Here is a 22794-nt window from a genome sequence, read left to right as displayed (position 1 = left end):
GCCCACAACGGGTCCGAGCCGGGCGGAAGGAAAGCCTTCCGCCCGGCGACTCACATCAAGACGCCACCCGTCCATTCCGACACGCATTTCCGAAAAGCGATTCCGATTTTCGGACCGATGCGCTAGAACGTCGGCATGACGTTCTGGGACCGCATCACCGATTTCATAACCCGTGCTCCCGGCAGTGCCCTGTCGGCCATGGTGGAAGCCGTTCGAACCGTGTTCGAAGGCGATCCGCAATTGCGGCGCCGGGTCGCCTTCTCGATCGCCATCATCGCGCTGTCGGCGAAAATGGCCAAGGCGGACGGCGTGGTGACCCCCGACGAGGTGCAGGCCTTTCACGAGATCTTCGCGGTGCCGCGGGAGGAGATGGCCAACGTCTCGCGCCTCTATCGGCTGGCGCAGCAGGATGTCGCGGGCTTCGAGGCCTATGCGCGCCAGATGGCGGGCCTGTGCGGATATGGCGGGCCGAATTGCCTCGTGCTGGAGGATATTCTCGACGCCCTGTTCCACATCGCCAAGGCAGACGGGGTGATCCACGAACGGGAGAACGAGTTCCTGCAGCGTGTGGCGGAGATCTTCAGCATCGAGGAGGCGCATTTCGAGCAGATCCTGTCGCGGCATGCGATCACGGGGGACGGCGACCCCTATCTGGTGCTCGGTGTCGGGCGGGACGCGACCTTCGATGACGTCAAGAAGCGCTACCGCAAGCTGGTTCTGGACAACCATCCCGACCGGCTGATCGCGCGGGGCGTGCCGGAAGAGTTTCTGGCGATCGCCAACACGCGGATCGCGGCCATCAACGCGGCCTTCGAGCGCATCGAGAAGGCACGGGTCGGCGCGTGAGCGGAGCGGGCGGCTTCGCTGCGGATCATGCCGGCGCGGCGGTCTGCCCGTCCCCCAATTTCGGCGAACGGCGCGATGGCAGGCGGCCCGATGCGCTGGTCCTTCACTATACGGGCATGGAGACGGGCGAGGGGGCGCAGGCATGGCTGTGCAATCCCGAAAGCGAGGTTTCGTGCCATTATCTGGTGCATGAGGATGGCCGGGTCGTGCAGATGGTGCGCGAGGCGGACCGCGCCTGGCACGCAGGCAAGGGAAGCTGGGGCGGGCTGGACGACGTCAACTCGTTCTCGATCGGGATCGAGATCGCCAATGGCGGGCACTTTCTGGGCTTTCCGGATTATCCTGCGGTGCAGATCGAGGCGGTGATCGCCCTGGCCGCGGATATATGCCGCCGCCATGGGATCGCGCCGGAGCGGGTGCTTGCCCATTCGGACGTGGCGCCGGGACGCAAGATCGATCCCGGCGAGAAATTCCCGTGGGACGCGCTGGCGGCGGCGGGCGTCGGACACTTCGTGGAGCCGATGCCGCCGGTTGCCGGGCGCATTCTCGAGCCGAGCGAGGAGGGGGTGGCGGTGGTGGCGCTGCAGAGGATGCTGGCACGCTACGGTTACGGCATCGCGGCAACCGGCACCTACGACGCCATGACGGCCACTGTCGTGCGGGAATTCCAGAGGCATTTTCGCCCGCTTCTCGTCGACGGGTTGGCCGACGTCTCCACTTGCTCGACGCTGCGGGCGCTCCTCGACGCCCTGCCGCTCGATTCGCGAAGGCGATAACATTTGTCCGTCACGCAAGCGCTTTGTTTCGGATGTTCACAATTTTTGAATTGATACGCCATTTTTGTTTCCCCTTCGCCTGCGAAAGACCGATCCGCGTTGAGGTCGAGGGGTACTGCTTCCGGCTTCTTTGATGCCAAACAACAGCCGCGCGCATCGCTGCGGCGATAATTTTACGGGTCGAAATGAAAATCAGAAACTTACTCGCGGCAGCGCTCGTTGCCGGTGTCTCCACGTCTTTGTCTCACGCCGAGGAAACTCCAAACTACGCTGAGCAGATCGCCGTCTTCTCTGCCAAGAAGGCCTCCCAGAATGCTGGAAAGACTGGCGAGGAAGCGGGCGGCAGCCTCCTTCGCGACTTCATCCGCGGCGGCCGGGGCAGCCAGGCCGCGGAAACGGTCAAGATCGACCGGACGACCACCTCTTCCGTCACCACCAGCACCCGGAAGACCGTCAAGGCTTCCACGCGCAAGTCGGCCAAGACTTCCGCCAGCAAGTCGGCCAAGGGCGGCTCGTATCAGACGATCATCGCCCAATACGCCTCCGCCTACGGGGTGCCGGTGTCGCTCGCCCATGCGGTGGTGCGCATCGAGAGCAACTACCGTGCGAACGCACGCGGTTCGGCCGGTGAGGTGGGCCTGATGCAGATCAAGCCGTCCACGGCCCGCATGCTCGGCTATCGTGGCTCGGTCAAGGGGCTCTATCACCCCGAAACCAACATCAAATACGGCATGAAGTATCTTGCCCAGGCCCACAAGCTCGGTGGCGGCACCACCTGCGGCACGATCCTCAAATACAATGCCGGCCACGGCGCCAAGCGCATGAACCCGGTTTCGTCCGCCTATTGCGCGAAAGTGAAGCGGATTCTCGGGCGCTGAGCCCGGGATGCGAGGGTTTCGTGCGGAAACGTGTCTGTTTTGAGTTGCGTTTTGCCGCACGAAACCCTTTATACGCCATGCCAGCCGGTCGGACGGCCGCGCGAACGGGAGCCGAAAGGCTGTTCGTGAGGAAAGTCCGGGCTCCACGGAAGAACGGTGCCGGATAACATCCGGCGGGGGAGACCCCAGGGAAAGTGCCACAGAAAGCAGACCGCCCCGCCTGTCTTTCGGTTCGTCGCCCGCTCGGGAGAACCGAAATACTGGCGGGGCAAGGGTGAAAGGGTGGGGTAAGAGCCCACCGCGTCTCCGGTAACGGAGGCGGCACGGTAAACCCCACCGGGAGCAAGACCGAATAGGGACGGCGCGAGGGGCAACCCTCAGGGCTTTTTCCGGCCCGACCGTCCGGGTAGGTTGCTAGAGGCCGATGGCGACATCGGTCCCAGAGGAATGGCCGTCACGTTGCGCCGCCTGCGGGCGGTGCGGCCATACAGAACCCGGCTTACAGACCGGCTGGCGCTTTTCTTTTCAACGGGATGCGGTCGGTTTCGACGAAACCGATTCAAGCACCTACAGCGCCCCTTCGATCGCCCTCCAGAGATCCTCGGTCGGCTCGCAGCCGATCGACAGGCGCACGAAGCCGGGTGCTACCGCATCGCCCCAGCGGGCGCGACGCTCGGCCGAGCTGTGCACCCCGCCGAAGGAGGTGGCCGCCTCGATCAGCGGGCAGGAGGCGATGAACGCCTCGGCCGCCGCCTCGCTTTCGAGGGTGAGGCCGATCAGCGTGCCGAAGCGCAGCATCTGTTCCCCGGCCAGAGTGTGCGAGGGATCGGAGGCCAGCCCCGGATAGCGCAGCGCCCGCACGGCCGGATGGCCGGCGAGCCGCGCTGCGATGATCTCCGCCGAGTTGCACATGCGCTCGAAGCGCAGCTCCAGTGTCTGCAGGCCGCGCTGCACCAGCCATGCCTCGAACGGGCCGGGGATGGCGCCGGAGAGCTTTCGCCATTCGCGGATCGCCGCAACGATGTTGCTGTCGCGGCTGGCCACATGGCCGAAGAGGACGTCGGAGTGGCCGTTGGGCGCCTTGGTGTCGGCCGCCAGAACGATGTCCGCGCCGTGGTCGAGCGGTCGTTGGCCGAAGGGCGTCATCGTCGTGTTGTCGGCGACGACCAGTGCGCCGGCGGCATGCGCGGCCTGTGCCACGGCAGCGATGCTGCAGACATCGAGCCCGGGGTTGGACGGGGTTTCGACGAGCACGAGCCGATAACCCTCGAAGCCGCCATCGAGGAAGCCGGCCGTCGGACGGGTATCGTAGGCGATGCCGAGATTGCCGAGAAAGCGCTCCATCAGGACCCGCGGCGTGTAATAGCCGTCGGCGGGGAGAAGGATGCGATCGCCCGATTTGAGCAGAGACAGGAAAACGGCGGAAATCGCCGCCATGCCCGAAGGGAAGATGACCGCCTCGGCATCCTCCAGATGGGCGAAAAGGGCTTCGACGGCCTCCCAGGTCGGGTTGTCGTAGCGCCCGTACTGCCGCGCGCCGGCCGGATCTCCCGGCAGATGGAACATCGAGCTCAACACCAGCGGCGTGGTCAGCGGATCGCCCTTCGCAAGGCCGGGAGCGTGAAGATGCGCGAGGCTGGCGGCGCGTGATGGAGGCTGGTCGGGCATGGGCGTTCTCGACGGCTTTTCGGATATGGACCTGGGCGGGGCGGGTGGTCGCCCGCCTCTGCAGCATTCCTAACCCTTCGTTAGCCTTAATGCACGATAAAGAACGATGGCCTGAGGAATGCCGGATTTCGACGTCACTGGGGCCGTTGTGAGGCTTAATCCCGTTGACGCCCATATTGGCCCATGGTACCCCATAAAGCAAATCAGCGTTTCGTTGCAGTCGGAGTCCGGGTTCGGTCCGTGTCTTTCCTTTCCGAGGAAGCGGCCGGTGTTGTGAATTCGCCTTTGCAGGGGAGCGGGCAGGTGTTCGAGGAGCCGCATGCCGCGGCCATTGACGAGATGCAGAGGAGTGCCGGCCTTGCGGCCGTGACGCGTGATGGACCGGTTTCTGTCGAATGCAGTCAACAGGATCGATTCGAAGGGGCGGGTTTCCGTTCCGGCGCATTTCCGCTCCGTCGTCCAGAAGCGTGGCTTTACAGAACTCTATGCGTTGAGGGCGCTCGACATTCCGGCGATGGATGTGGGTGGGCTCGATCTGCTCGACCGCTACGAGGAGCGGATCGCGCAGGAGGATCCGTTTCTGCAGACGGCGGACGACATGTCGTTCTTCGTGCATGGCGACGGGGCTTTCCTGAAGCTCGATCAGGACGGGCGCATCACGGTCACCGAGTTCATTCGCGAGCACACGGGCATCACGACGGAAGTGGCTTTCGTCGGGCGTGGCCTGTTTTTCCAGATGTGGGAGCCGGCGCGCCTGCGTGCCCATGGGCAGGCGGTGCGCGAAAGGCTCCTGAAGCTTCGCCAGGCGGCCGGTTCCGGCCAGGCCGCCGGACGGTCGGAATGATGGCGGACCCCGGCGGCTCAGGCCAGACCGGTGGCGGACCGGTCCGCCACATTCCGGTTCTTCTCGATGAGGTTCTGGAGGCGCTGCGGCCGCTCGACGGCCGGCGCTTCGTGGACGGCACCTTCGGGGCCGGCGGCTACACGACGGCGCTGCTTAAGGCCGGGGCCTCGGTCGTCGCGATCGACCGCGATCCGACAGCCATCGAAGCCGGACAGGCGCTTGCCGCGCAATGGGGCGAGCGGCTGCGGCTGGTGGAGGATCGTTTTTCGAATCTCGACATGGTTGCCGGCGAGCCGGTCGACGGCGTGGTCCTCGACATCGGGGTCTCGTCGATGCAGATCGATCAGGCCGTGCGCGGCTTCTCGTTTCAGAAGGCCGGGCCGCTCGACATGCGGATGGAGGCGAAGGGCCCGACGGCCGCCGACGTGGTCAACACGATGAAGGCGGGCGACCTGACGCGCATCTTCGGCATACTGGGCGAGGAGCGCCAGGCCGGACGCATCGCCCGAGGCCTGGAAAAAATGCGCGCCGACCGGCCGTTCGAGACGACGCTCGATCTGGCGAATGCGGTGGAAAAGATCGTCGGTCGCCGGCCGCAGGAGAAGATCCATCCGGCGACGCGCGTCTTTCAGGCGCTGCGCATCTTCGTCAACGACGAATTGGGCGAACTGGCGCGGGCACTCTTCGCCGCCGAGCGGATCCTGAAGCCTGGCGGCCGCCTGGTGGTGGTGACGTTCCATTCGCTCGAGGACCGCATCGTCAAGCGCTTCCTGACCGAGCGCGCCGGCGGCCAGGGCGGCTCACGCCATCTGCCGGAAGTCACGGCCGCAGCCGCCACGTTCGAGAAGCCGGCCAAGTCGGTCGCTCCAACGAAGGAAGAGGCGGCGCGCAATCCGCGCGCCCGGTCGGCGCGGCTGCGGCTGGCGGTGCGCACCGGCGCACCGACCGGTGCGGTGGATTTCGAACTTGTCGGCCTGTCGCGGTTTCCGCGCCTGCCGGGTGCACAGGAAAGGTAAGGGCGAGCTCATGTTTCGAACCAGCGATATTGTCCTGATCACCGTCATGATGGCGGCAGCTGCCTTCACCTACAAGACGAAGCACGAGGCCGAGGCCAAGTATGAAGAGCTGCGCAGGATCGAGACGCAGACGCGGCTCGAGGCGGATTCGATCGATCTGTTGAAGGCCGACTGGAGCCTGCTCACGCAGCCCGCCAGGCTGCAGAGGCTGGCCGAAACCTATCAGGACGAGCTGGGGCTGAAGCCCGTCGGGGCGCCGCAGATCGCCGAGTTCAGCGATCTGCCGATCCGCCCGCTGACCATCGAGGGGATCGTCACCGACATGGCGAGCGCCGACGGCGCGCCGGACCGGACGACCACGGGAGCGGTGCGGCCATGACGCAGATGGGGGAACAGGTGGACGGATCGGATACCCTGGCGGTGCGGACGGGTGCGGCAACCATCGTTATGGACGGCGCGCGCAAGGCGCGCGGCGGGCGGGCCCAGAATCGCGTCATCATGGCGATGGCCGTGGTCTTCGGCGTCTATGCGGCGATCGGCGGACGGCTTGTCCAGCTCGCCATCCAGGACGAGCCCGAAGCGCGCGTTCCGGCAGCCCGCATCACCGCGTCGCGCCCGGATCTCGTCGACCGCAACGGAGAGGTGCTGGCGACCGACATCAAGACCGCCTCGCTGTTTGCCGAGCCGCGCCGCATCGTCGACATCGACGAGGCGATCGAGAAACTCTCGACGGTCCTGCCCGATCTCAACTACGAGCAGACCTACCGCCGCCTCGACAGCGATGCCGGCTTCGTCTGGCTGCGCCGGCAGCTGACGCCGCGCCAGCAGGCCGACATCCTGGCGCTCGGCGTTCCAGGCCTCGGCTTCCGCGCCGAGAAGCGTCGCTTCTATCCGGGCGGGCCGACAGCCTCGCACATCCTCGGCCTCGTCAACATCGACAACAAGGGCATCGCCGGCATCGAGAAGTTCGTCGACGATCAGGGTCTGGCGGATCTGCAGGCGACCGGACTGGCGGTCGAAGGGCATCTGGAACCGGTGCGCCTTTCCATCGATCTGCGCGTCCAGCATGTCATCCGCGACGAGCTGGCGCAGGCCATGGAGCGCTACAGGGCGGTCGCCGCCGGCGCGGTGATGGTAAACGCCCACACCGGCGAAATCCTGGGCATGGCGTCCCTGCCCGATTACGATCCGAACAACCCGGTCAACGCCCTCGACAAGGATCGGCTCAACCGCGCCTCGGCCGGCGTGTTCGAGATGGGGTCGACCTTCAAACTGTTCACCACGGCGATGGCGCTCGATTCGGGCCGCGTGAAGATCACCGACAGCTTCGACGCAACGCGGCCGATCCGCATCGGCGGCTTCACCATCAACGACTTCCATGGCAAGAGACGCGTGCTGAGCGTCCCGGAAATCTTCATCTATTCGTCGAACATCGGTACGGCGAAGATGGCGGATGCGGTGGGCATCGAGGGGCACCGCGCCTTCCTGAAGAAGGTCGGGCTGCTCGATCGGCTCAAGACCGAGCTGCCGGAGGTGGCGATGCCGACCGAGCCGAAGGAGTGGAAGAAGATCAACTCGATCACGATCGCCTACGGTCACGGCGTTGCGACAACGCCGCTGCAGACGGCGATGGCCGCCGTCGCGATGGTCAATGGCGGCAAGCTGTTTCCGCCGACCTTCCTGCCGCGCAGCCAGGCCGAGGCAGACGAGATCGCCGAGCAGGTCATCTCGCCGAAGACCAGCGCGCAGGTGCGCTATCTGTTCCGCCGCAACGTCGAGAAGGGAACGGGGGGGTCGGGCAGCCGCGCCGACGTCGAGGGCTACTTCGTGGGCGGCAAGACCGGTACGGCGGAAAAGGTGGTCAACGGCCGCTATTCGAACAGCTCCCGTTTCAACGCGTTCATCGGCGCTTTTCCGGCCGACAATCCCGATTACGTCGTTCTCGTCTTCATCGACGAGCCGAAGCCGGAGCGGGAGGGGATCGGCGCCACGGCGGGCCTCAACGCCGCTCCTATGGTGGGGAACATCATTCGCCGCACGGCCGCGCTTCTTGGCGTAAAGCCAGAATTCAGCCATGAAAGTGGTGCTTTGCTCGTTTCGCAACAGTGAGTCGGCATAGCGTTCAGGGGAGCGGTGGTCATTGAAAAATCTGGGTTCCGATGAAGTTCAGTGAATTTGCAGACATTCTCCCTCAACAGGGGCTCGTGCCTGCGAATGCGGAAATCTCCGGCATTTCATCGGATTCGCGGCGCATCGAAAAAGGCAATCTCTTCTTCGCGCTGGCCGGCACGCGCACCGACGGTTCGGCCTTCGCCGCCGATGCCGTGCGAGCGGGGGCCGTCGCCGTCGTCGCCCCGAAGGGGCATCTGAAGGAAAGTCCCGGCGCTCCGGTCCTTGAGGTCGAGGATGCCCGTCGGACGCTGGCCTTCGCGGCGGCGCGCTTCTATCGGCGCCAGCCCGGCACGATGGTCGCCGTCACCGGCACCAGCGGCAAGACCTCCGTCGCCGCCTTCACGCGCCAGATCTGGAAGCATGCGGGACTCAGCGCCGCCAGCATCGGAACCACCGGCGTCGTGGCGCCGGGACGCGACGAGTATGGCGAGCTGACAACCCCCGATCCGATCGCGCTGCATCGCCTGCTCGACGAGTTGGCGGGCGAGGGCGTGACGCATGCGTCGATGGAGGCGTCGAGCCACGGCCTCGACCAGCGCCGCCTGGACGCCGTCCGGCTCACCGCCGGCGGGTTCACCAATCTCGGCCGCGACCACATGGATTACCACCCGACGATGGAGGCGTATCACAGCGCCAAGCTGCGCCTGTTCGACACGCTTCTGCCGAAGGGCGCACCGGCGGTCATCTTCGCCGACGATCCCTGGTCGGAGCCGACGGAGAAGGCGGCCGCGGCCGCCGGCCTGAAGGTCCTGACCGTCGGCCGGCACGGCGGGTTCCTGACGCTGAAGCGCGTCGAGCACGAGCGGCACCGCCAGCGCGCCGAGGTGGACCTCGACGGGGAGATCTTCGAGATCGACCTGCCGCTCGCCGGAGACTTCCAGGTTGCCAACGCACTGGTGGCGGCGGGCCTGGCGATCAGCACCGGCACCCCGGCGGAGACGGCTTTCGCGGCGCTCGAGAAACTGAAAGGGGCGTCCGGCCGGCTGGAGCTCGTCGGCACGGCCGAGAACGGCGCGCAGGTCTATGTCGATTATGCGCACAAGCCGGACGGGCTGGACAATGTGCTTCAATCGGTGCGCCCGTTCACCACGGGGCGCGTCATCGTCGTGTTCGGGTGCGGCGGCGACCGGGACCGCGGCAAGCGGCCGATCATGGGCGCGATCGCCGCACGGCTCGCCGACGTCGTGATCGTCACCGACGACAATCCCCGTTCGGAAGAGCCGGCCTCGATCCGCGCGGCGATCATGGAAGCGGCGCCCGGCGCCACCGAGATCGGCGACCGGCACGAGGCGATCCGCGCCGCCGTGGCGATGCTGCGGGAAGGCGACACGCTGATCGTCGCAGGCAAGGGGCACGAGACTGGTCAGGAGATCGACGGCAAGAAGCATCATTTCTCCGACCACGAGGAAGTGCGCGCCGCGCTCGCGGAGCGCGGCGCATGAGCGCGTTGTGGACGTTCGAGGAGTTGGTGGAGGCCACCGGCGGTCGTCCGCTGGGCGCCGTGCGCGGGGCGATTTCGGGCATTTCCATCGACACGCGCTCGCTGCAGCCGGGCGATGCATTCTTCGCCATCCAGGGCGAGCGTTTCGACGGACATGACTTCGCCACCGCGGCGATGGCCGCCGGAGCTTCGCTGCTGGTGGTGTCGGAGGCAAAGCTGCCGGCGCTCGGGCGGCTTGCGGTGGCAAAGCTGGTGGTGCCCGATGTCCTGAAGGCGCTAGAGGATCTCGGCCGCGCGGCGCGGGCGCGCACCAAAGCCAAGGTCATCGGGGTGACCGGTTCGGTGGGCAAGACCTCGACCAAGGAGATGATGCGCCAGGCATTGTCGTCCGTCGGCACCGTCCATGCGGCCGACCGGTCCTTCAACAATCATTGGGGCGTGCCGCTGACGCTGGCGCGCATGCCGGCCGACTGTGATTATGCGGTGGTCGAGATCGGCATGAACCATCCGGGCGAGATCCGCCCGCTGGTGAAGATGGTGCGCCCGCACATCGCGGTCGTCACCCTGATCGCCGCCGCCCATCTCGGCTTCTTCAAATCCCTCGACGAGATCGCCCGCGCCAAGGCGGAGATCTTCGAGGGGGTGGTGAAGGGCGGTTCGGCGCTGATCAACCGCGACGACAAGCGCTGGAAGCTGCTGTCGACCCTCGCCGCGGAGGCCGGCGTGAAGACGGTCTGGGGCTTTGGCGAGAGCGCCCGCGCCGACGTCCGTCTCCTGCATGCCGAACTCGGTCCCCAATCCTCGACGCTCACCGTCAAGATCGCCGGCAAGGAGATCGAGGCGCGGCTCGGCGCGCCCGGGCGGCACATGGTGCAGAACGCGCTGGCGGTCCTGGGCGCGGCGCATCTTGCCGGCGCGGATGTCGCGCATGTGGCTCTCGCGCTCGGCTCGTTCCGCGCCGAGGCGGGACGGGGCCAGCGGCACCGTCTGAGGCTGGAGGGCGGCAGCTTCACGCTGATCGACGAGAGCTACAACGCCAATCCCGCCTCGATGGCGGCTGCCTTCGATCTGCTCGGCAAGGCTGAGCTCGGCGAGGGCGGACGGCGCATCGCGATCCTGGGCGACATGGCCGAACTCGGCAGCCATTCGGAAAAGCTGCATGCCGGTCTCGCCGATCTCGTCGCCAAGGCGGGTACGCAGCGCCTGTTTCTCGCCGGCAAGGAGATGAAGGCGCTTGCCGACGCATTGCCGGCGGATCTGCCGGTCGAGCATCGGGAGCGGGCGGACGATCTGCGCGGGATCGTCGTCGAAGCCGTTCGGCCGGGCGACGCCGTGATGATCAAATCGTCGAAAAGCATCGGGTTCAACAGGCTGGTCGACGCCTTTCTCAACACCTTTCCGAGCGCGGCGACGGGGGACTGAACCATGCTCATGATGCTCGCCGAACTCGCCGACGAAGTCTCGGTGTTCAATGTTTTCCGCTACATCACCTTCCGCACGGGAGCGGCGCTGATCACCTCGGCGCTGATCGTCTTCCTGTTCGGGCCGATGATCATCAACTCGCTGCGCGTGCGCCAGGGCAAGGGTCAGCCGATCCGGGCCGACGGGCCGCAGACCCATTTCAAGAAGGCCGGCACGCCGACGATGGGCGGCCTGATGATCCTGTCGGGCATCCTCGGCTCCTGCGCGCTGTGGGCCAATCTTTCGAGCGTCTATGTTTGGGTCGTCCTGATGGTGACGGTCGGCTTCGGAGCGATCGGCTTTTACGACGATTATCTGAAGGTCACCAAGCAGTCGCATCTGGGCTTTTCCGGCAAGCTGCGGCTGCTGATCGAATTCCTGATCGCCGGCCTTGCCGCCTGGCTGATCATGCGGGCCGGGCAGGAGCCCTTCTCGTCGTCGCTGACATTCCCCTTCTTCAAGGACCTGATCCTCAATCTCGGCATCTTCTTCATTCCCTTCGCCGCCTTCGTCGTGGTCGGGGCGGGCAATGCGGTGAACCTGACCGACGGGCTCGATGGGCTCGCCACGGTTCCGGTGATGGTGGCCGCGGCCTCCTTCGGCGTGATCGCCTATCTTTCGGGCAACGCGATCTTCGCCAACTACCTGCAGATTCACTTCGTGCCGGGCACCGGTGAACTGGCCGTCATCCTCGGTGCGGTGATCGGGGCGGGCCTCGGCTTCCTCTGGTTCAACGCGCCGCCGGCGGCCATCTTCATGGGCGACACCGGGTCGCTGGCGCTGGGCGGGCTGATCGGCTCGGTGGCGGTCGCCACCAAGCACGAGATCGTGCTGGCCATCATCGGCGGCCTGTTCGTCGTCGAGATCTTCTCCGTCATCATCCAGGTCGCCGTCTTCAAGATGACCGGCAAGCGGGTGTTCCTGATGGCGCCGATCCATCACCATTTCGAAAAGCTCGGCTGGACCGAAAGCCAGGTGGTGATCCGCTTCTGGATCATCGCCGTTCTGCTGGCCCTGATCGGGCTTTCGACGCTGAAGCTGCGGTAGGGCGGCACGCATGATCCCGGCCTCGGTTTTCAACGGAAAAGAGGTCGCCCTGTTCGGACTGGGCGGCTCCGGCATTGCGACGGCGCACGCCCTCGCTGCCGGCGGCGCCTCGGTCACAGCCTTCGACGACAATCCCGACAGCGTGGCGCGGGCCGAGAGCGAAGGCGTTCCAGTGCGCGATCTCCATGAGATCGACTGGCGGGGCGTGTCGGCCTTCGTGCTTGCGCCGGGCGTGCCGCTCACCCATCCGCACCCCCACTGGAGCGTCGATCTGGCGCGTGCGGTCGGGGTCGAGATCATCGGCGATATCGAGCTTTTCGCCCGTGAAAGGCGTGCGCGAGCGCCGGCGGCGCCTTTCGTGGCGATCACCGGCACCAACGGCAAGTCGACCACGACGGCGCTGATCGCCCACATCCTGGCGCATGCCGGGCGCGACACGCAGATGGGCGGCAACATCGGCCGCGCCGCGATGACGCTCGACCCGCCGCAACCCGACCGGCACTACGTGGTGGAGTGCTCCTCCTATCAGATCGACCTGGCGCCGACACTCGACCCGACCGTCGGCATCCTCCTCAACCTGTCGCCCGATCACATCGACCGGCATGGCACGATGGAGAATTATGCCGCCATCAAGGAGCATCTGGTGGCAAGGAGCGGCCTTGCCGTCATCGGCGTCGACGATGCGCACTGCCAGGCGATCGCCGACCGGCTGGATCGGGCCGGCGTCACCGTTCAGCGCCTCTCGGTCACCGGCCAGCTCGACGACGGCTTCTTCGCCGACGGCTCGCGGCTGATGCGCGCCGGCTCTGGCCGGGCGGAGCAGGTCGCCTCGCTCGAAGGCATCGGCTCGCTGCGGGGTGCGCACAACGCGCAGAATGCGCTTGCGGCGGTCGCGGCCTGCCTCGACATCGGCCTGACGCCGGGGGAGATCCAGTCCGGACTGGAGAGCTTTCCGGGCCTGGCGCACCGCATGGAGCAGGTGGCCCGCAAGGGGCGGGTGCTGTTCGTCAACGATTCCAAGGCGACCAACGCGGATGCCGCCGAGCGCGCCCTGTCGAGCTTCGAGCGCATCTACTGGATCGCCGGCGGCCTGCCCAAGGAAGGCGGCATCGAGCCGTTGCGGCGGTTCTTCCCGCGCATCGCCAAGGCCTATCTGGTGGGGGAGGCGGCGCCTGCCTTTGCGGCCACGATTGGGGAGGCGACGGCGTTCGAAATTTCGGGTACGATTGCCGCAGCCGTCGATCATGCCGCACGCGATGCGGCGGACGATCCCGCGCCGGAGGCCGTGGTTCTGTTATCTCCGGCTTGTGCGAGTTTCGATCAGTTCAGGAATTTCGAAGTGCGTGGCGATGCCTTCCGCGAGGCGGTGCGTTCGCTCGCCGGCACACAGATGATGGGGAGTAAGTGACATGGTGAGCCGGACCGACCGAAGCCCTGTCGCCAACTGGTGGTGGACCATCGACCGTTGGTTCCTCGCGGCCTTTCTGATGCTGATGGGGCTCGGCGTGGTCCTGTCCTTTGCCGCCAGCCCGACCGTCGCCGAACGCATCGGCCTGTCGAGCTTCCACTTCGTGACGCGGCAGATCATCTTCATGCTGCCGGCTGTCGCGGTGATGATCGGCATCTCCTTCCTGACGCCCCGGCAGGTGCGGCGCCTGGCGCTGGTCATGCTCGCCGGCGCGCTGGTGATGATGGTGGCGACGCTGTTCTTCGGCATGGAGGTGAAGGGATCCCGGCGCTGGCTGCACATTTTCGGCATCTCCGTGCAGCCTTCCGAATATCTGAAGCCGGCCTTCGTCGTGATCTGCGCCTGGCTGTTCCACGAACATGCCCGCCAGCCGGAAATCCCCGGCAATCTGTTCGCCATGCTGCTGCTCGGCCTGGTGGTGGCGCTGCTCGTTGCCCAGCCCGACCTCGGGCAGACCATGCTGGTTGTCATCACCTGGGGGGCGATGTTCTTCATCGCCGGCATGCCGTGGCTGTGGATCGTCTTGCTGGGTGCGCTCGGCGCTGGCGGCGCCTTCTTGGCCTACACCGTCTTCCCGCACGTCTCCGAGCGCATCGACCGCTTCCTCACCGGCGAGGGCGACACCTATCAGGTGGACATGAGCCTCGAAGCGCTGACACGCGGCGGCTGGTTCGGCCGCGGCCCGGGCGAAGGCACGGTGAAGCGCATCCTGCCCGACAGCCACACGGATTTCGTCTTCGCGGTGGCCGGCGAGGAGTTCGGCATTGTCCTGTGCTTCATCATCCTCGGCCTGTTCGCCTTCGTGGTGCTGCGCGGGCTCGGCAAGGCGCGCAAGGAGGAGGACGACTTCACGCGCTACGCCGTCAGCGGCCTCGTCATCCTGTTCGGCTTCCAGTCGATCATCAACATGGCGGTGAATGTGCGCCTGATGCCCGCCAAGGGCATGACGCTGCCCTTCATCTCCTATGGCGGTTCGTCGCTGATCGCCATGGCGATCTCGATGGGCTTCGTGCTGGCCCTGACGCGGCGCAAGCCCGAGAAGCGGCGGCCGATCGCCTATGCGGCGCCGGCCGGGCGCGAGGCGATCGCGGGCTGACATGGCGAAGGGGACGATCCTTCTTGCCGCCGGCGGGACCGGCGGGCACCTCTTTCCGGCGGAGGCGCTGGCGCACGAGCTGCGCGCACGCGGCTGGTCGGTTCATCTCATCACCGACGCGCGCGCCGCGCGCTTTGCGCAGAGCTTTCCGGCCGACGACATCCATATCGTCGAGGCCGCGACGTTCGGCTCGAAGAACCCGCTCGCACTCATGAAGAGCGGCTGGACGATCTGGCGCGGCGTGAAGCAGGCCTCGCGGGTGCTGCAGAAGCTGAAGCCGGCGGCGGTGATCGGTTTCGGCGGCTATCCGACCCTGCCGCCGCTGTTCGCCGCCACGCGGCGCGGCGTGCCTGCCCTGGTGCATGAGCAGAATGCCGTGATGGGACGCGCCAACAAGGCTCTGGCCGGACGCGTGCAGGCGATCGCCGGCGGATTCCTGAAACCCGTCGGGCCCAATGCCGACAAGATCGTGCCGGTGGGTAATCCCGTGCGTCAGGCTGTGGTCGATGCGGCCGCGTCGCCCTACAGCCCACCTGCCGAGGGCGGGCCTTACCGGTTGCTGGTCTTCGGCGGCAGCCAGGGCGCGCGCTACTTCTCCGACACCATGCCCGAGGTGCTGGTCCATGTGCCCGAACTGCTGCGGGCGCGGCTTGCGGTCACGCATCAGGCGCGTCCGGAAGACGAGGCGCGGGTGCGCGAGCGTTACGCGGAGCTTGGCGTGAAGGCCGAGGTGGCGCCGTTCTTCGGCGATCTGCCGGCTCGCATGGCGGCCTCGCATCTGGTTGTCAGCCGAGCCGGTGCCTCGACCGTCCTGGAACTGTCGGTGATCGGCCGGCCCTCCATTCTGGTGCCGCTGCCGCACGCGCTCGATGACGACCAGGGGCACAACGCGCAGATCCTGGTGGATGCGGGCGGTGCCCTGCTGCGCCGCCAGGCGGAGATCGAGGCGAGGGAACTAGCCGGCGAGCTTGCGGCTCTTCTCGGCGACGGCGCGCGGCTGTCTGCCATGGCGGCAGGCGCGAAAAGCATCGGACGGACGGACGCGACACGGTTGCTTGCCGACCTCTGCGAGGCTATTGCCTCGGGCACGCCCGTCGCAACGTATAAGGAAGGAACCCGCGCATGAAGATGCCGGAGACGATCGGTATAGTGCACTTCGTCGGCATCGGCGGCATCGGCATGAGCGGCATCGCCGAGGCGCTGCACACGCTCGGTTATCAGGTGCAGGGTTCCGATCAGTCGGAAAACGCCAATGTGGTGCGGCTGCGCGAAAGGGGCATTTCTGTCTTCGTCGGCCACGCCGCCGAGAATCTCGGCGAAGCGGAAGTGGTCGTCGTATCGACCGCCATCAAGAAGAACAATCCGGAACTGGCCGCCGCGCGCGAGCGTCATCTGCCGATCGTGCGGCGGGCGGAGATGCTGGCCGAGCTGATGCGGTTCCGCCAGGCCGTCGCCATCGGCGGCACGCACGGCAAGACGACGACCACCTCGATGGTGGCGGCCCTGTTTGATGCCGGCGGGTTCGATCCGACCGTGATCAACGGCGGCATCATCAATGCCTATGGCACCAATGCCCGCATGGGCGACGGCGACTGGATGGTGGTGGAGGCCGATGAGAGCGACGGCAGTTTTCTGAAGCTGCCGGCCGAAATCGCCGTCATCACCAACATCGATCCCGAGCATCTCGATCATTACGGCGATTTCGACCGGCTGCGCGAGGCGTTCCGGCAGTTCGTGGAGAACGTGCCGTTCTACGGCTTTGCCGTGATGTGCATCGATCACGCGGAGGTGCAGGCGCTGGTCGGACGCATCGACGATCGTCGCGTCATCACCTATGGCGAGAACCCGCAGGCCGATGTGCGTTTCCTCAACCATCGCATGGACGGGGCGGCGTCCGTCTTCGACGTGGCCTTCCATGACCGCAAGACCGGCAAGGTCGAGACGCTCGAGGGATTGCGCCTGCCGATGCCCGGACGGCATAACGTCTCCAACGCGACGGCGGCGATCGCCGTGGCGCACGAGCTCGGGATCGGTGCGGAAGCGATCCGCGCCGGGCTGTCCGGCTTCGGCGGCGTCAAGCGGCGCTTCACGCTGACCGGCACATGGAACGGCGTCAGCGTGTTCGACGATTACGGGCACCATCCGGTCGAGATCAAGGCCGTGCTGAAGGCCGCGCGCGAGGCCTGTGGAGGGCGCATCCTGGCGATCGCGCAGCCGCATCGCTATTCGCGCCTGCACGATCTGTTCGACGATTTCGCGGCCTGCTTCAACGATGCCGACAAGGTGCTCGTGGCGCCGGTCTATGCGGCGGGCGAGGATCCCATCGACGGCGTGTCGTCGGAGGCGCTGGTCTCGCGCATTCGCGCCGCCGGTCACCGCGACGTGCGCTTCATCGAGGGGCCGGATGCCGTGGCTCCGATCGTGCGCGACTGGGCGGGCGATGGCGATTTTGTCGTCTATCTCGGCGCTGGCAACATCACCCAGTGGGCCTATGCGCTGCCGGGCGAACTGGGAGCGGCCGGATGACGCCGGGCAAGGCTCTCCTCGACCGGCTCGGCGACCGGCTGGCCGGCCTGCGCGGGCGGCTGACGCCGGATGCGGGCATGGACAAGATCACCTGGTTCCGCGCCGGCGGGCCGGCGGACGTGCTCTTTCAGCCGGCCGACGAGGAAGACCTTGCAGCCTTCCTGAAGGCCGTTCCGGAGGATGTCCCGATCACCATGGTCGGCATCGGCTCCAACCTTCTCGTGCGGGACGGCGGCATTCGCGGTTTCGTGGTGCGGCTTTCGGCCAAGGGATTCGGGCAGGCCGAGGTGGTCGGGCGGACGCAGATCCGCGCGGGGGCGGCGATTCCCGACAAGCGGCTGGCGGCGGCGGCGCTCGAAGCCGGCATCGGCGGCTTCCATTTCTATCACGGCATTCCCGGCGGCCTCGGCGGCGCGCTGAGGATGAATGCCGGCGCCAACGGCGTCGAGACGCGCGAGCGCGTCGTGCAGGTGCGGGCCCTGGATCGCCGGGGCGAGCCGCACGTCCTGTCCAACGCGGACATGGGGTATGCCTACCGGCATTCGTCGGCGTCGAGGAACCTGATCTTCACCTCGGCGCTGATGGAGGGCTATGTCGAGGATCCGGCCAGTATCCAGGCCGAGATGGATGCGGTGCAGCATCATCGCGAGACGGTGCAGCCGATCCGCGAGAAGACCGGCGGATCGACCTTCAAGAACCCGCCGGGCACTTCGGCCTGGAAGGAAGTCGACAAGGCCGGCTGCCGTGGCCTGATGATCGGCGGCGCGCAGATGTCGCCGATGCACTGCAACTTCATGATCAACACCGGCACGGCCACCGGCTACGATCTCGAATTCCTGGGCGAGACGGTGCGCGCCCGCGTCCTGGAGCATTCCGGCATCCAGCTCGACTGGGAGATCAAGCGCATCGGGGAGTTCCGCGAAGGACATTCCGTCGATCCGTTTCTAGGACAGCTTCTCTGACGTTTCTGCCTTGTGGTGGCGTCGCCGGCGGATGTTCCCGTTCACAAACGGTAAAAATTTCAGAAAATTGAATCTTCGGGAATCTCAAGGTCTTGCCATGGAATCAAACCTCTGATTCTTTGGCCCTATAAGTAATCACTGATTTGAGTCGCGGCGTTCCGGTCGGGGGCTTTCCCATGCAAGGAGGTCTTGCTCGACCAATGCAGTATATTGCCCAGATTTCAGGGCAGCCGGAAAAGGGGGTCGCGGGAGGATGAAGAGGAAACACGTTGCCGTTCTGATGGGAGGGTTTTCCTCCGAGCGGCCGGTTAGTCTTTCTTCCGGCAAGGCCTGCGCCGATGCTCTCGAGATCGAGGGCTATACCGTCACACGCGTCGATGTCGGCCGTGATGTGGCGCGGGTATTGAGCGATCTCGATCCGGATGTCGCCTTCAACGCGCTGCACGGTCCGTTCGGCGAGGACGGGACCATTCAGGGGATTCTCGAATATCTCGCGATTCCCTACACGCATTCGGGTGTGCTGGCCTCGGCGTTGGCGATGAACAAGGAGCTGGCTAAGACGGTGGTGAGCGCCGTCGGCGTGCCGGTCGCCAATGCTCTGGTCATGAACCGCTTCGAGATCGTCGGAGAGCACCCGATGGCGCCGCCCTATGTGGTGAAGCCGGTCAACGAGGGGTCGAGCTTCGGCGTCGTCATCGTGCGTGAGGATCAATCGCATCCGCCGCAGATCGTCAGCTCGCCGGAGTGGAATTACGGCGAGCGGGTCATGGTCGAGCGCTATATTCCGGGGCGCGAGCTCACCTGCACCGTGATGGGCGACAGGGCGCTCGGCGTGGCCGAGATTCTGCCTGTCGGGCATTCCTTCTACGACTATGATTCAAAATACGCTCCGGGTGGGTCAAAACACGAATGCCCGGCAAATCTTTCACCAAATATTTACCAAAAAATAGAGACACTGGCGCTCAAGGCACACAAGGCGATCGGCTGCCGGGGCGTGTCCCGGTCCGACTTCCGTTTCGATGATCGCAAATCCCCGGATGGCGAGCTTGTCTGGTTGGAGGTGAACACGCAGCCCGGCATGACGCCGACGTCCCTCGTGCCGGAGATCGCCGCAGCGGCTGGGTATGGATTTGGTGAATTGTTGAGTTGGATCGTGGAGGACGCTTCGTGTTCTCGCTGACATCACGGCAGGACGGGATGGCGCGGCCTTATGGGCGGCGCGCAGGTGCGGGCGGCGATTTCGTGTTGCCGCGCTGGCTGCGCCGGCCGGCGCGCTTCATGCAGCGCGTCAACGCAGGCGAGGTCGAGGCCCCGCGCTACGCGGCCAGCCTGGCGACGGCGCTCCTGTTCGGCGCGACCGCGATCTACGGCACGATCGCCGGTGGTCATCTGTCGCAGGTGGTGCAGGGCGTGACCGCCCGCACGGGCTTTGCAATCGCGCAGGTGCATGTCGCCGGCAACCGCGAGACCTCCGAGATCGATGTGCTGCAGGAGATCGGCCTGGATGGCTGGACGGCGCTGATGGGTTTCGACGCCGAGGCGGCCCGCCAGCGCGTCGACAGCCTGCCCTGGGTCGAGAGCGTCGCGGTGCGAAAGATCTATCCCGGAACGCTCGAGGTCGAGATCGTCGAGAAGACGCCCTTTGCGATCTGGCAGGAGGGCAGCAAGCTCTCGCTGATCGAGCAGGACGGCTCGGTGATCGCGCCGCTGCGCGGCGGGCGCTATGCGTCGCTGCCGATGGTGATCGGCAGGGGCGCGCGCGAGGCCGGTCCGGCATTCATCGCCAAGGTCGTCGGGCATCGCGATATCGCCGAGCGGGTGCACGCCTACATTCGCGTCGGCGAACGGCGCTGGGATCTGCGCCTGAAGAACGGCGTGACGATCAAATTGCCGGAGCGCAACGAGGAATTGACGCTCGCCACGCTCTCGGCGCTCGACCGTCAGAGCGGCCTGCTCAATCGCGACATCACTTCGGTCGACATGCGCCTGCCCGACAGGCTGTCCGTCGGGCTGACGCCGGATGCGGCCGAGGCGCATGAGGCGGCGATGCGTGAGCGGCTCGGTTTGAAACGCAAGTCCGGGGCGCGCATATGACCTGGTTATCGGACACGAAAGACAGCGCGCGCCGCTCCGGCATCATCACGGTTCTGGACGTCGGGTCGAGCAAGATCTGCTGCATCATCGCCAAGCTCATGCCGAGCGAGGAGGGGCGCGCTCTGCGCCATCGCACGCACCGCGTGAAGGTGATCGGCATCGGCCATCAGCGCTCGCAGGGCGTGAAGTCGGGCGTCATCGTCGATCTCGACCACGCCGAGGAGGCGATCCGTCTGGCGGTGGACGCTGCCGAGCGGATGGCCGGGCTCACCGTCGATTCCCTGATCGTCAACGTTTCGGCGGGGCGGCTGAAGAGCGAGACCATTTCCGCTTCGATCGATCTCGGCGGGCATGAAGTGGCCCGTTCCGACATCAACCGGGTGCTGATGGTGGGTGCGCGGCAGGGGCTGGAGACGGAGCGCGAGGTGGTGCACTCGCTGGCCACTGGGTTCAGCCTCGATGCCGAACGCGGCATTCGCGATCCGCGCGGCATGGTCGGCGCACAGCTCGGTGTTGACATGCATATCCTGACCGCCGATGCGGCGCCGCTGCGCAATCTGGAGCTTTGCATCAACCGCTCGCATCTGTCCGTCGAGCGGATGGTGGCGACCCCTTATGCGAGCGGCCTTTCGGCCCTGGTGGACGACGAGGCCCAGATGGGCGCCGCCTGCATCGACATGGGCGGCGGCACGACGACGATCTCCGTGTTCGCCGAGGGCAAGTTCGTGCATGCGGATGCGCTGCCGATCGGCGGCAATCATGTGACGATGGATCTCGTGCGCGGCCTGTCGGCCAGGCTTGAGGATGCCGAGCGACTCAAGGTGATGCACGGCTCGGCGCTCCTGTCGTCGAGCGACGACCGCGACATCGTTTCGATCCACCCGATGGGGGCGGACCAGAACGAGCAGCCGATCCAGGTGCCGCGCACGGTGATGACGCGGATCATCCGCGCCCGCATCGAGGAGACCCTCGAAATGGCGCGCGACAAGCTGAACCGCTCGGGTTACGGCAGCCTGGTGGGGCGGCGCGTGGTGTTGACGGGCGGGGCCAGCCAGTTGGTGGGCCTGCCGGAGGCGGCGCGCAGGCTGTTCGGCCGCAACGTGCGTCTCGGCCGCCCGCTTGGCGTCGCCGGGCTGCCGGAAGCGGCCAAGGGCGCGGCCTTCTCCGCGACGGTCGGTCTGTTGATTTATCCGCAAGTGGCGGAGTTCGAGAACCGTGGCCGCAACGGCAAGAGCGGCATCTTCACCCGCGCGACCGGCACAGGCGGCCGGCTGCAGCGGGTCGGCCAATGGCTGAGAAGCAACTTCTAGCGGGGGATGCGCCCCAAAATGACGACCGCGGCGGCGAGGCGGCGGCAAAGGCGGAAAGGACGAGGACATGACTATCAATCTGCAGAAGCCGGACATCACCGAGCTGAAGCCACGGATCACCGTTTTCGGTGTCGGCGGCGGCGGTGGCAACGCGGTCAACAACATGATCAACGCCGGCCTGCGGGGGGTCGAGTTCGTGGTGGCGAACACCGATGCACAGGCCCTGACCCAGTCGAAGGCCGAGCGGCTGATCCAGCTCGGCGCGGCGGTGACCGAGGGGCTCGGCGCGGGATCCCAGCCGGAGGTTGGCCGGGCAGCCGCCGAGGAATGCATCGATGAGATCGTCGATCATCTGGCTTCCACGCATATGTGCTTCGTGACCGCCGGCATGGGCGGCGGCACCGGAACGGGAGCCGCGCCGGTGGTTGCCCGCGCGGCGCGCGAGAAAGGCATCCTCACCGTCGGCGTCGTCACCAAGCCGTTCCATTTCGAAGGCCAGCGGCGCATGAAGACCGCCGACGCCGGCATCGAGGAACTGCAGAAATGCGTCGACACGCTGATCGTCATTCCGAACCAGAACCTGTTCCGCATCGCCAATGACAAGACGACCTTCGCCGATGCCTTTGCGATGGCCGACCAGGTGCTCTATTCCGGCGTCGCTTGCATCACCGACCTGATGGTCAAGGAAGGTCTGATCAACCTCGACTTCGCCGACGTCCGCTCGGTGATGCGCGAGATGGGCAAGGCCATGATGGGCACGGGTGAAGCCTCGGGCGAGGGCCGTGCCATGGCGGCCGCGGAAGCGGCGATCGCCAATCCGCTGCTCGACGAGAGCTCGATGAAGGGCGCCAAGGGCCTGCTGATCTCGATCACGGGCGGCCGCGACCTGACGCTGTTCGAGGTGGACGAGGCGGCAACCCGCATTCGCGAAGAGGTCGATCCGGATGCCAACATCATCCTCGGCGCGACCTTCGACGAGGAGCTCGAAGGCGTTATCCGCGTGTCCGTGGTCGCCACCGGCATCGACAAGTCGGCTGCCGAGATTTCCGCGCCGGCGGCTGCCGTCCGCCCGGCGATCGCCGCAGCCCGTCCGGTCGAGGCTCAGCGCCCGGCCGCCGTCGAGAATCGCCCGCAGCCTGTCGCTGCCGATCCGGTCGCGGAAGCCATCCGCGAGGCAGAGCGCGCCGTG

At 66.3% G+C, this 22794-nt stretch carries 20 protein-coding genes and 1 other RNA gene; 20 read left to right on the top strand and 1 reads right to left on the bottom strand.

The genetic code is table 11. From position 1 onward, the window contains the following. Nucleotides 1–135 precede the first annotated feature (135 nt). The 4 genes from NUU27_RS07725 (at nucleotide 136) to rnpB (ending at nucleotide 3018) form a co-directional block, all read left to right on the top strand. A complete protein-coding gene (locus NUU27_RS07725; protein WP_257761506.1) occupies nucleotides 136–846 on the top strand; it encodes a DnaJ family molecular chaperone in 711 nt (236 codons plus the stop codon). Continuing rightward, the gene (locus NUU27_RS07720; RefSeq protein ID WP_257761505.1) at nucleotides 843–1622 is read left to right on the top strand and encodes an N-acetylmuramoyl-L-alanine amidase; all 780 of its coding nucleotides are present in this window, start codon (nucleotides 843–845) and stop codon (nucleotides 1620–1622) included. Before NUU27_RS07725 ends, NUU27_RS07720 begins: the two co-directional genes overlap by 4 nt. 185 nt (nucleotides 1623–1807) lie before the next feature. Beyond that, nucleotides 1808–2500 carry a lytic transglycosylase domain-containing protein gene (locus NUU27_RS07715; protein WP_257761504.1) on the top strand — a complete coding sequence of 231 codons (693 nt, stop codon included), beginning with the start codon at nucleotides 1808–1810 and terminating at the stop codon, nucleotides 2498–2500. Nucleotides 2501–2580: 80 nt separating this feature from the next. Then, nucleotides 2581–3018, top strand: an RNA gene (rnpB, locus tag NUU27_RS07710) — RNase P RNA component class A. Between the two features lie 49 nt (nucleotides 3019–3067). On the opposite strand, the gene NUU27_RS07705 is transcribed toward rnpB, so the two are convergent. Next, entirely contained in the window at nucleotides 3068–4168 is a 1101-nt protein-coding gene (locus NUU27_RS07705) for a cystathionine gamma-lyase (protein WP_257761503.1), read from the bottom strand. Nucleotides 4169–4544: 376 nt separating this feature from the next. Between NUU27_RS07705 and mraZ the strand changes: the two genes are divergently transcribed. From mraZ to ftsZ, 16 genes are all read left to right on the top strand, one after another. After that, nucleotides 4545–5012: a division/cell wall cluster transcriptional repressor MraZ gene (gene mraZ, locus NUU27_RS07700; protein WP_257761502.1), complete on the top strand. Its 468-nt coding sequence runs from the start codon at nucleotides 4545–4547 to the stop codon at nucleotides 5010–5012. Beyond that, on the top strand, nucleotides 5009–6028 hold the full coding sequence (rsmH, locus tag NUU27_RS07695; RefSeq protein WP_257761501.1) for a 16S rRNA (cytosine(1402)-N(4))-methyltransferase RsmH: 1020 nt from the start codon (nucleotides 5009–5011) through the stop codon (nucleotides 6026–6028). Before mraZ ends, rsmH begins: the two co-directional genes overlap by 4 nt. 10 nt (nucleotides 6029–6038) lie before the next feature. Next, nucleotides 6039–6407, top strand: coding sequence for a hypothetical protein (locus NUU27_RS07690; RefSeq protein WP_257761500.1), 369 nt, complete (start codon nucleotides 6039–6041; stop codon nucleotides 6405–6407). A 5-nt stretch (nucleotides 6408–6412) separates the two neighbouring features. Continuing rightward, entirely contained in the window at nucleotides 6413–8137 is a 1725-nt protein-coding gene (locus NUU27_RS07685) for a penicillin-binding protein 2 (protein ID WP_257761546.1), read from the top strand. 50 nt (nucleotides 8138–8187) lie between these two features. Next, nucleotides 8188–9642 (top strand): UDP-N-acetylmuramoyl-L-alanyl-D-glutamate--2,6-diaminopimelate ligase, encoded by a 1455-nt coding sequence (locus NUU27_RS07680; RefSeq protein WP_257761499.1) that lies wholly within the window; start codon nucleotides 8188–8190, stop codon nucleotides 9640–9642. Then, nucleotides 9639–11063, top strand: coding sequence for a UDP-N-acetylmuramoylalanyl-D-glutamyl-2,6-diaminopimelate--D-alanyl-D-alanine ligase (locus tag NUU27_RS07675; protein WP_257761498.1), 1425 nt, complete (start codon nucleotides 9639–9641; stop codon nucleotides 11061–11063). The genes NUU27_RS07680 and NUU27_RS07675 overlap by 4 nt, the downstream gene beginning before the upstream one ends. 3 nt (nucleotides 11064–11066) lie before the next feature. After that, nucleotides 11067–12149 (top strand): phospho-N-acetylmuramoyl-pentapeptide-transferase, encoded by a 1083-nt coding sequence (mraY, locus tag NUU27_RS07670; protein WP_257761497.1) that lies wholly within the window; start codon nucleotides 11067–11069, stop codon nucleotides 12147–12149. Between the two features lie 10 nt (nucleotides 12150–12159). Beyond that, nucleotides 12160–13557 (top strand): UDP-N-acetylmuramoyl-L-alanine--D-glutamate ligase, encoded by a 1398-nt coding sequence (murD, locus tag NUU27_RS07665; protein ID WP_257761496.1) that lies wholly within the window; start codon nucleotides 12160–12162, stop codon nucleotides 13555–13557. Nucleotide 13558: 1 nt separating this feature from the next. Further along, nucleotides 13559–14713 carry a putative lipid II flippase FtsW gene (gene ftsW, locus NUU27_RS07660; RefSeq protein ID WP_257761495.1) on the top strand — a complete coding sequence of 385 codons (1155 nt, stop codon included), beginning with the start codon at nucleotides 13559–13561 and terminating at the stop codon, nucleotides 14711–14713. A 1-nt stretch (nucleotide 14714) separates the two neighbouring features. Then, nucleotides 14715–15839 (top strand): undecaprenyldiphospho-muramoylpentapeptide beta-N-acetylglucosaminyltransferase, encoded by a 1125-nt coding sequence (gene murG / locus NUU27_RS07655; protein ID WP_257761494.1) that lies wholly within the window; start codon nucleotides 14715–14717, stop codon nucleotides 15837–15839. Further along, complete coding sequence (gene murC, locus NUU27_RS07650; protein WP_257761493.1) at nucleotides 15836–17239, top strand: UDP-N-acetylmuramate--L-alanine ligase; 1404 nt, start codon at nucleotides 15836–15838, stop codon at nucleotides 17237–17239. Before murG ends, murC begins: the two co-directional genes overlap by 4 nt. Continuing rightward, nucleotides 17236–18201, top strand: a complete 966-nt coding sequence (murB, locus tag NUU27_RS07645; RefSeq protein WP_257761492.1) for a UDP-N-acetylmuramate dehydrogenase — start codon at nucleotides 17236–17238, stop codon at nucleotides 18199–18201. Before murC ends, murB begins: the two co-directional genes overlap by 4 nt. A gap of 253 nt (nucleotides 18202–18454) precedes the next feature. Then, nucleotides 18455–19381 (top strand): D-alanine--D-alanine ligase, encoded by a 927-nt coding sequence (locus tag NUU27_RS07640; RefSeq protein ID WP_257761491.1) that lies wholly within the window; start codon nucleotides 18455–18457, stop codon nucleotides 19379–19381. Next, on the top strand, nucleotides 19369–20295 hold the full coding sequence (locus NUU27_RS07635) for a cell division protein FtsQ/DivIB (RefSeq protein WP_257761490.1): 927 nt from the start codon (nucleotides 19369–19371) through the stop codon (nucleotides 20293–20295). Before NUU27_RS07640 ends, NUU27_RS07635 begins: the two co-directional genes overlap by 13 nt. Next, nucleotides 20292–21605 (top strand): cell division protein FtsA, encoded by a 1314-nt coding sequence (gene ftsA / locus NUU27_RS07630; protein ID WP_257761489.1) that lies wholly within the window; start codon nucleotides 20292–20294, stop codon nucleotides 21603–21605. Before NUU27_RS07635 ends, ftsA begins: the two co-directional genes overlap by 4 nt. 67 nt (nucleotides 21606–21672) lie before the next feature. Beyond that, nucleotides 21673–22794, top strand: a 1122-nt coding sequence (gene ftsZ / locus NUU27_RS07625) for a cell division protein FtsZ (protein WP_257761488.1), incomplete at its 3' end; no start/stop codon positions are given.

Origin of the sequence: Nitratireductor sp. ZSWI3 (assembly GCF_024655565.1) — a bacterium.
In the GTDB taxonomy this organism is placed as follows: Bacteria; Pseudomonadota; Alphaproteobacteria; order Rhizobiales; family Rhizobiaceae; genus Nitratireductor.
This window is presented reverse-complemented; position numbering and strand designations above follow the sequence as displayed.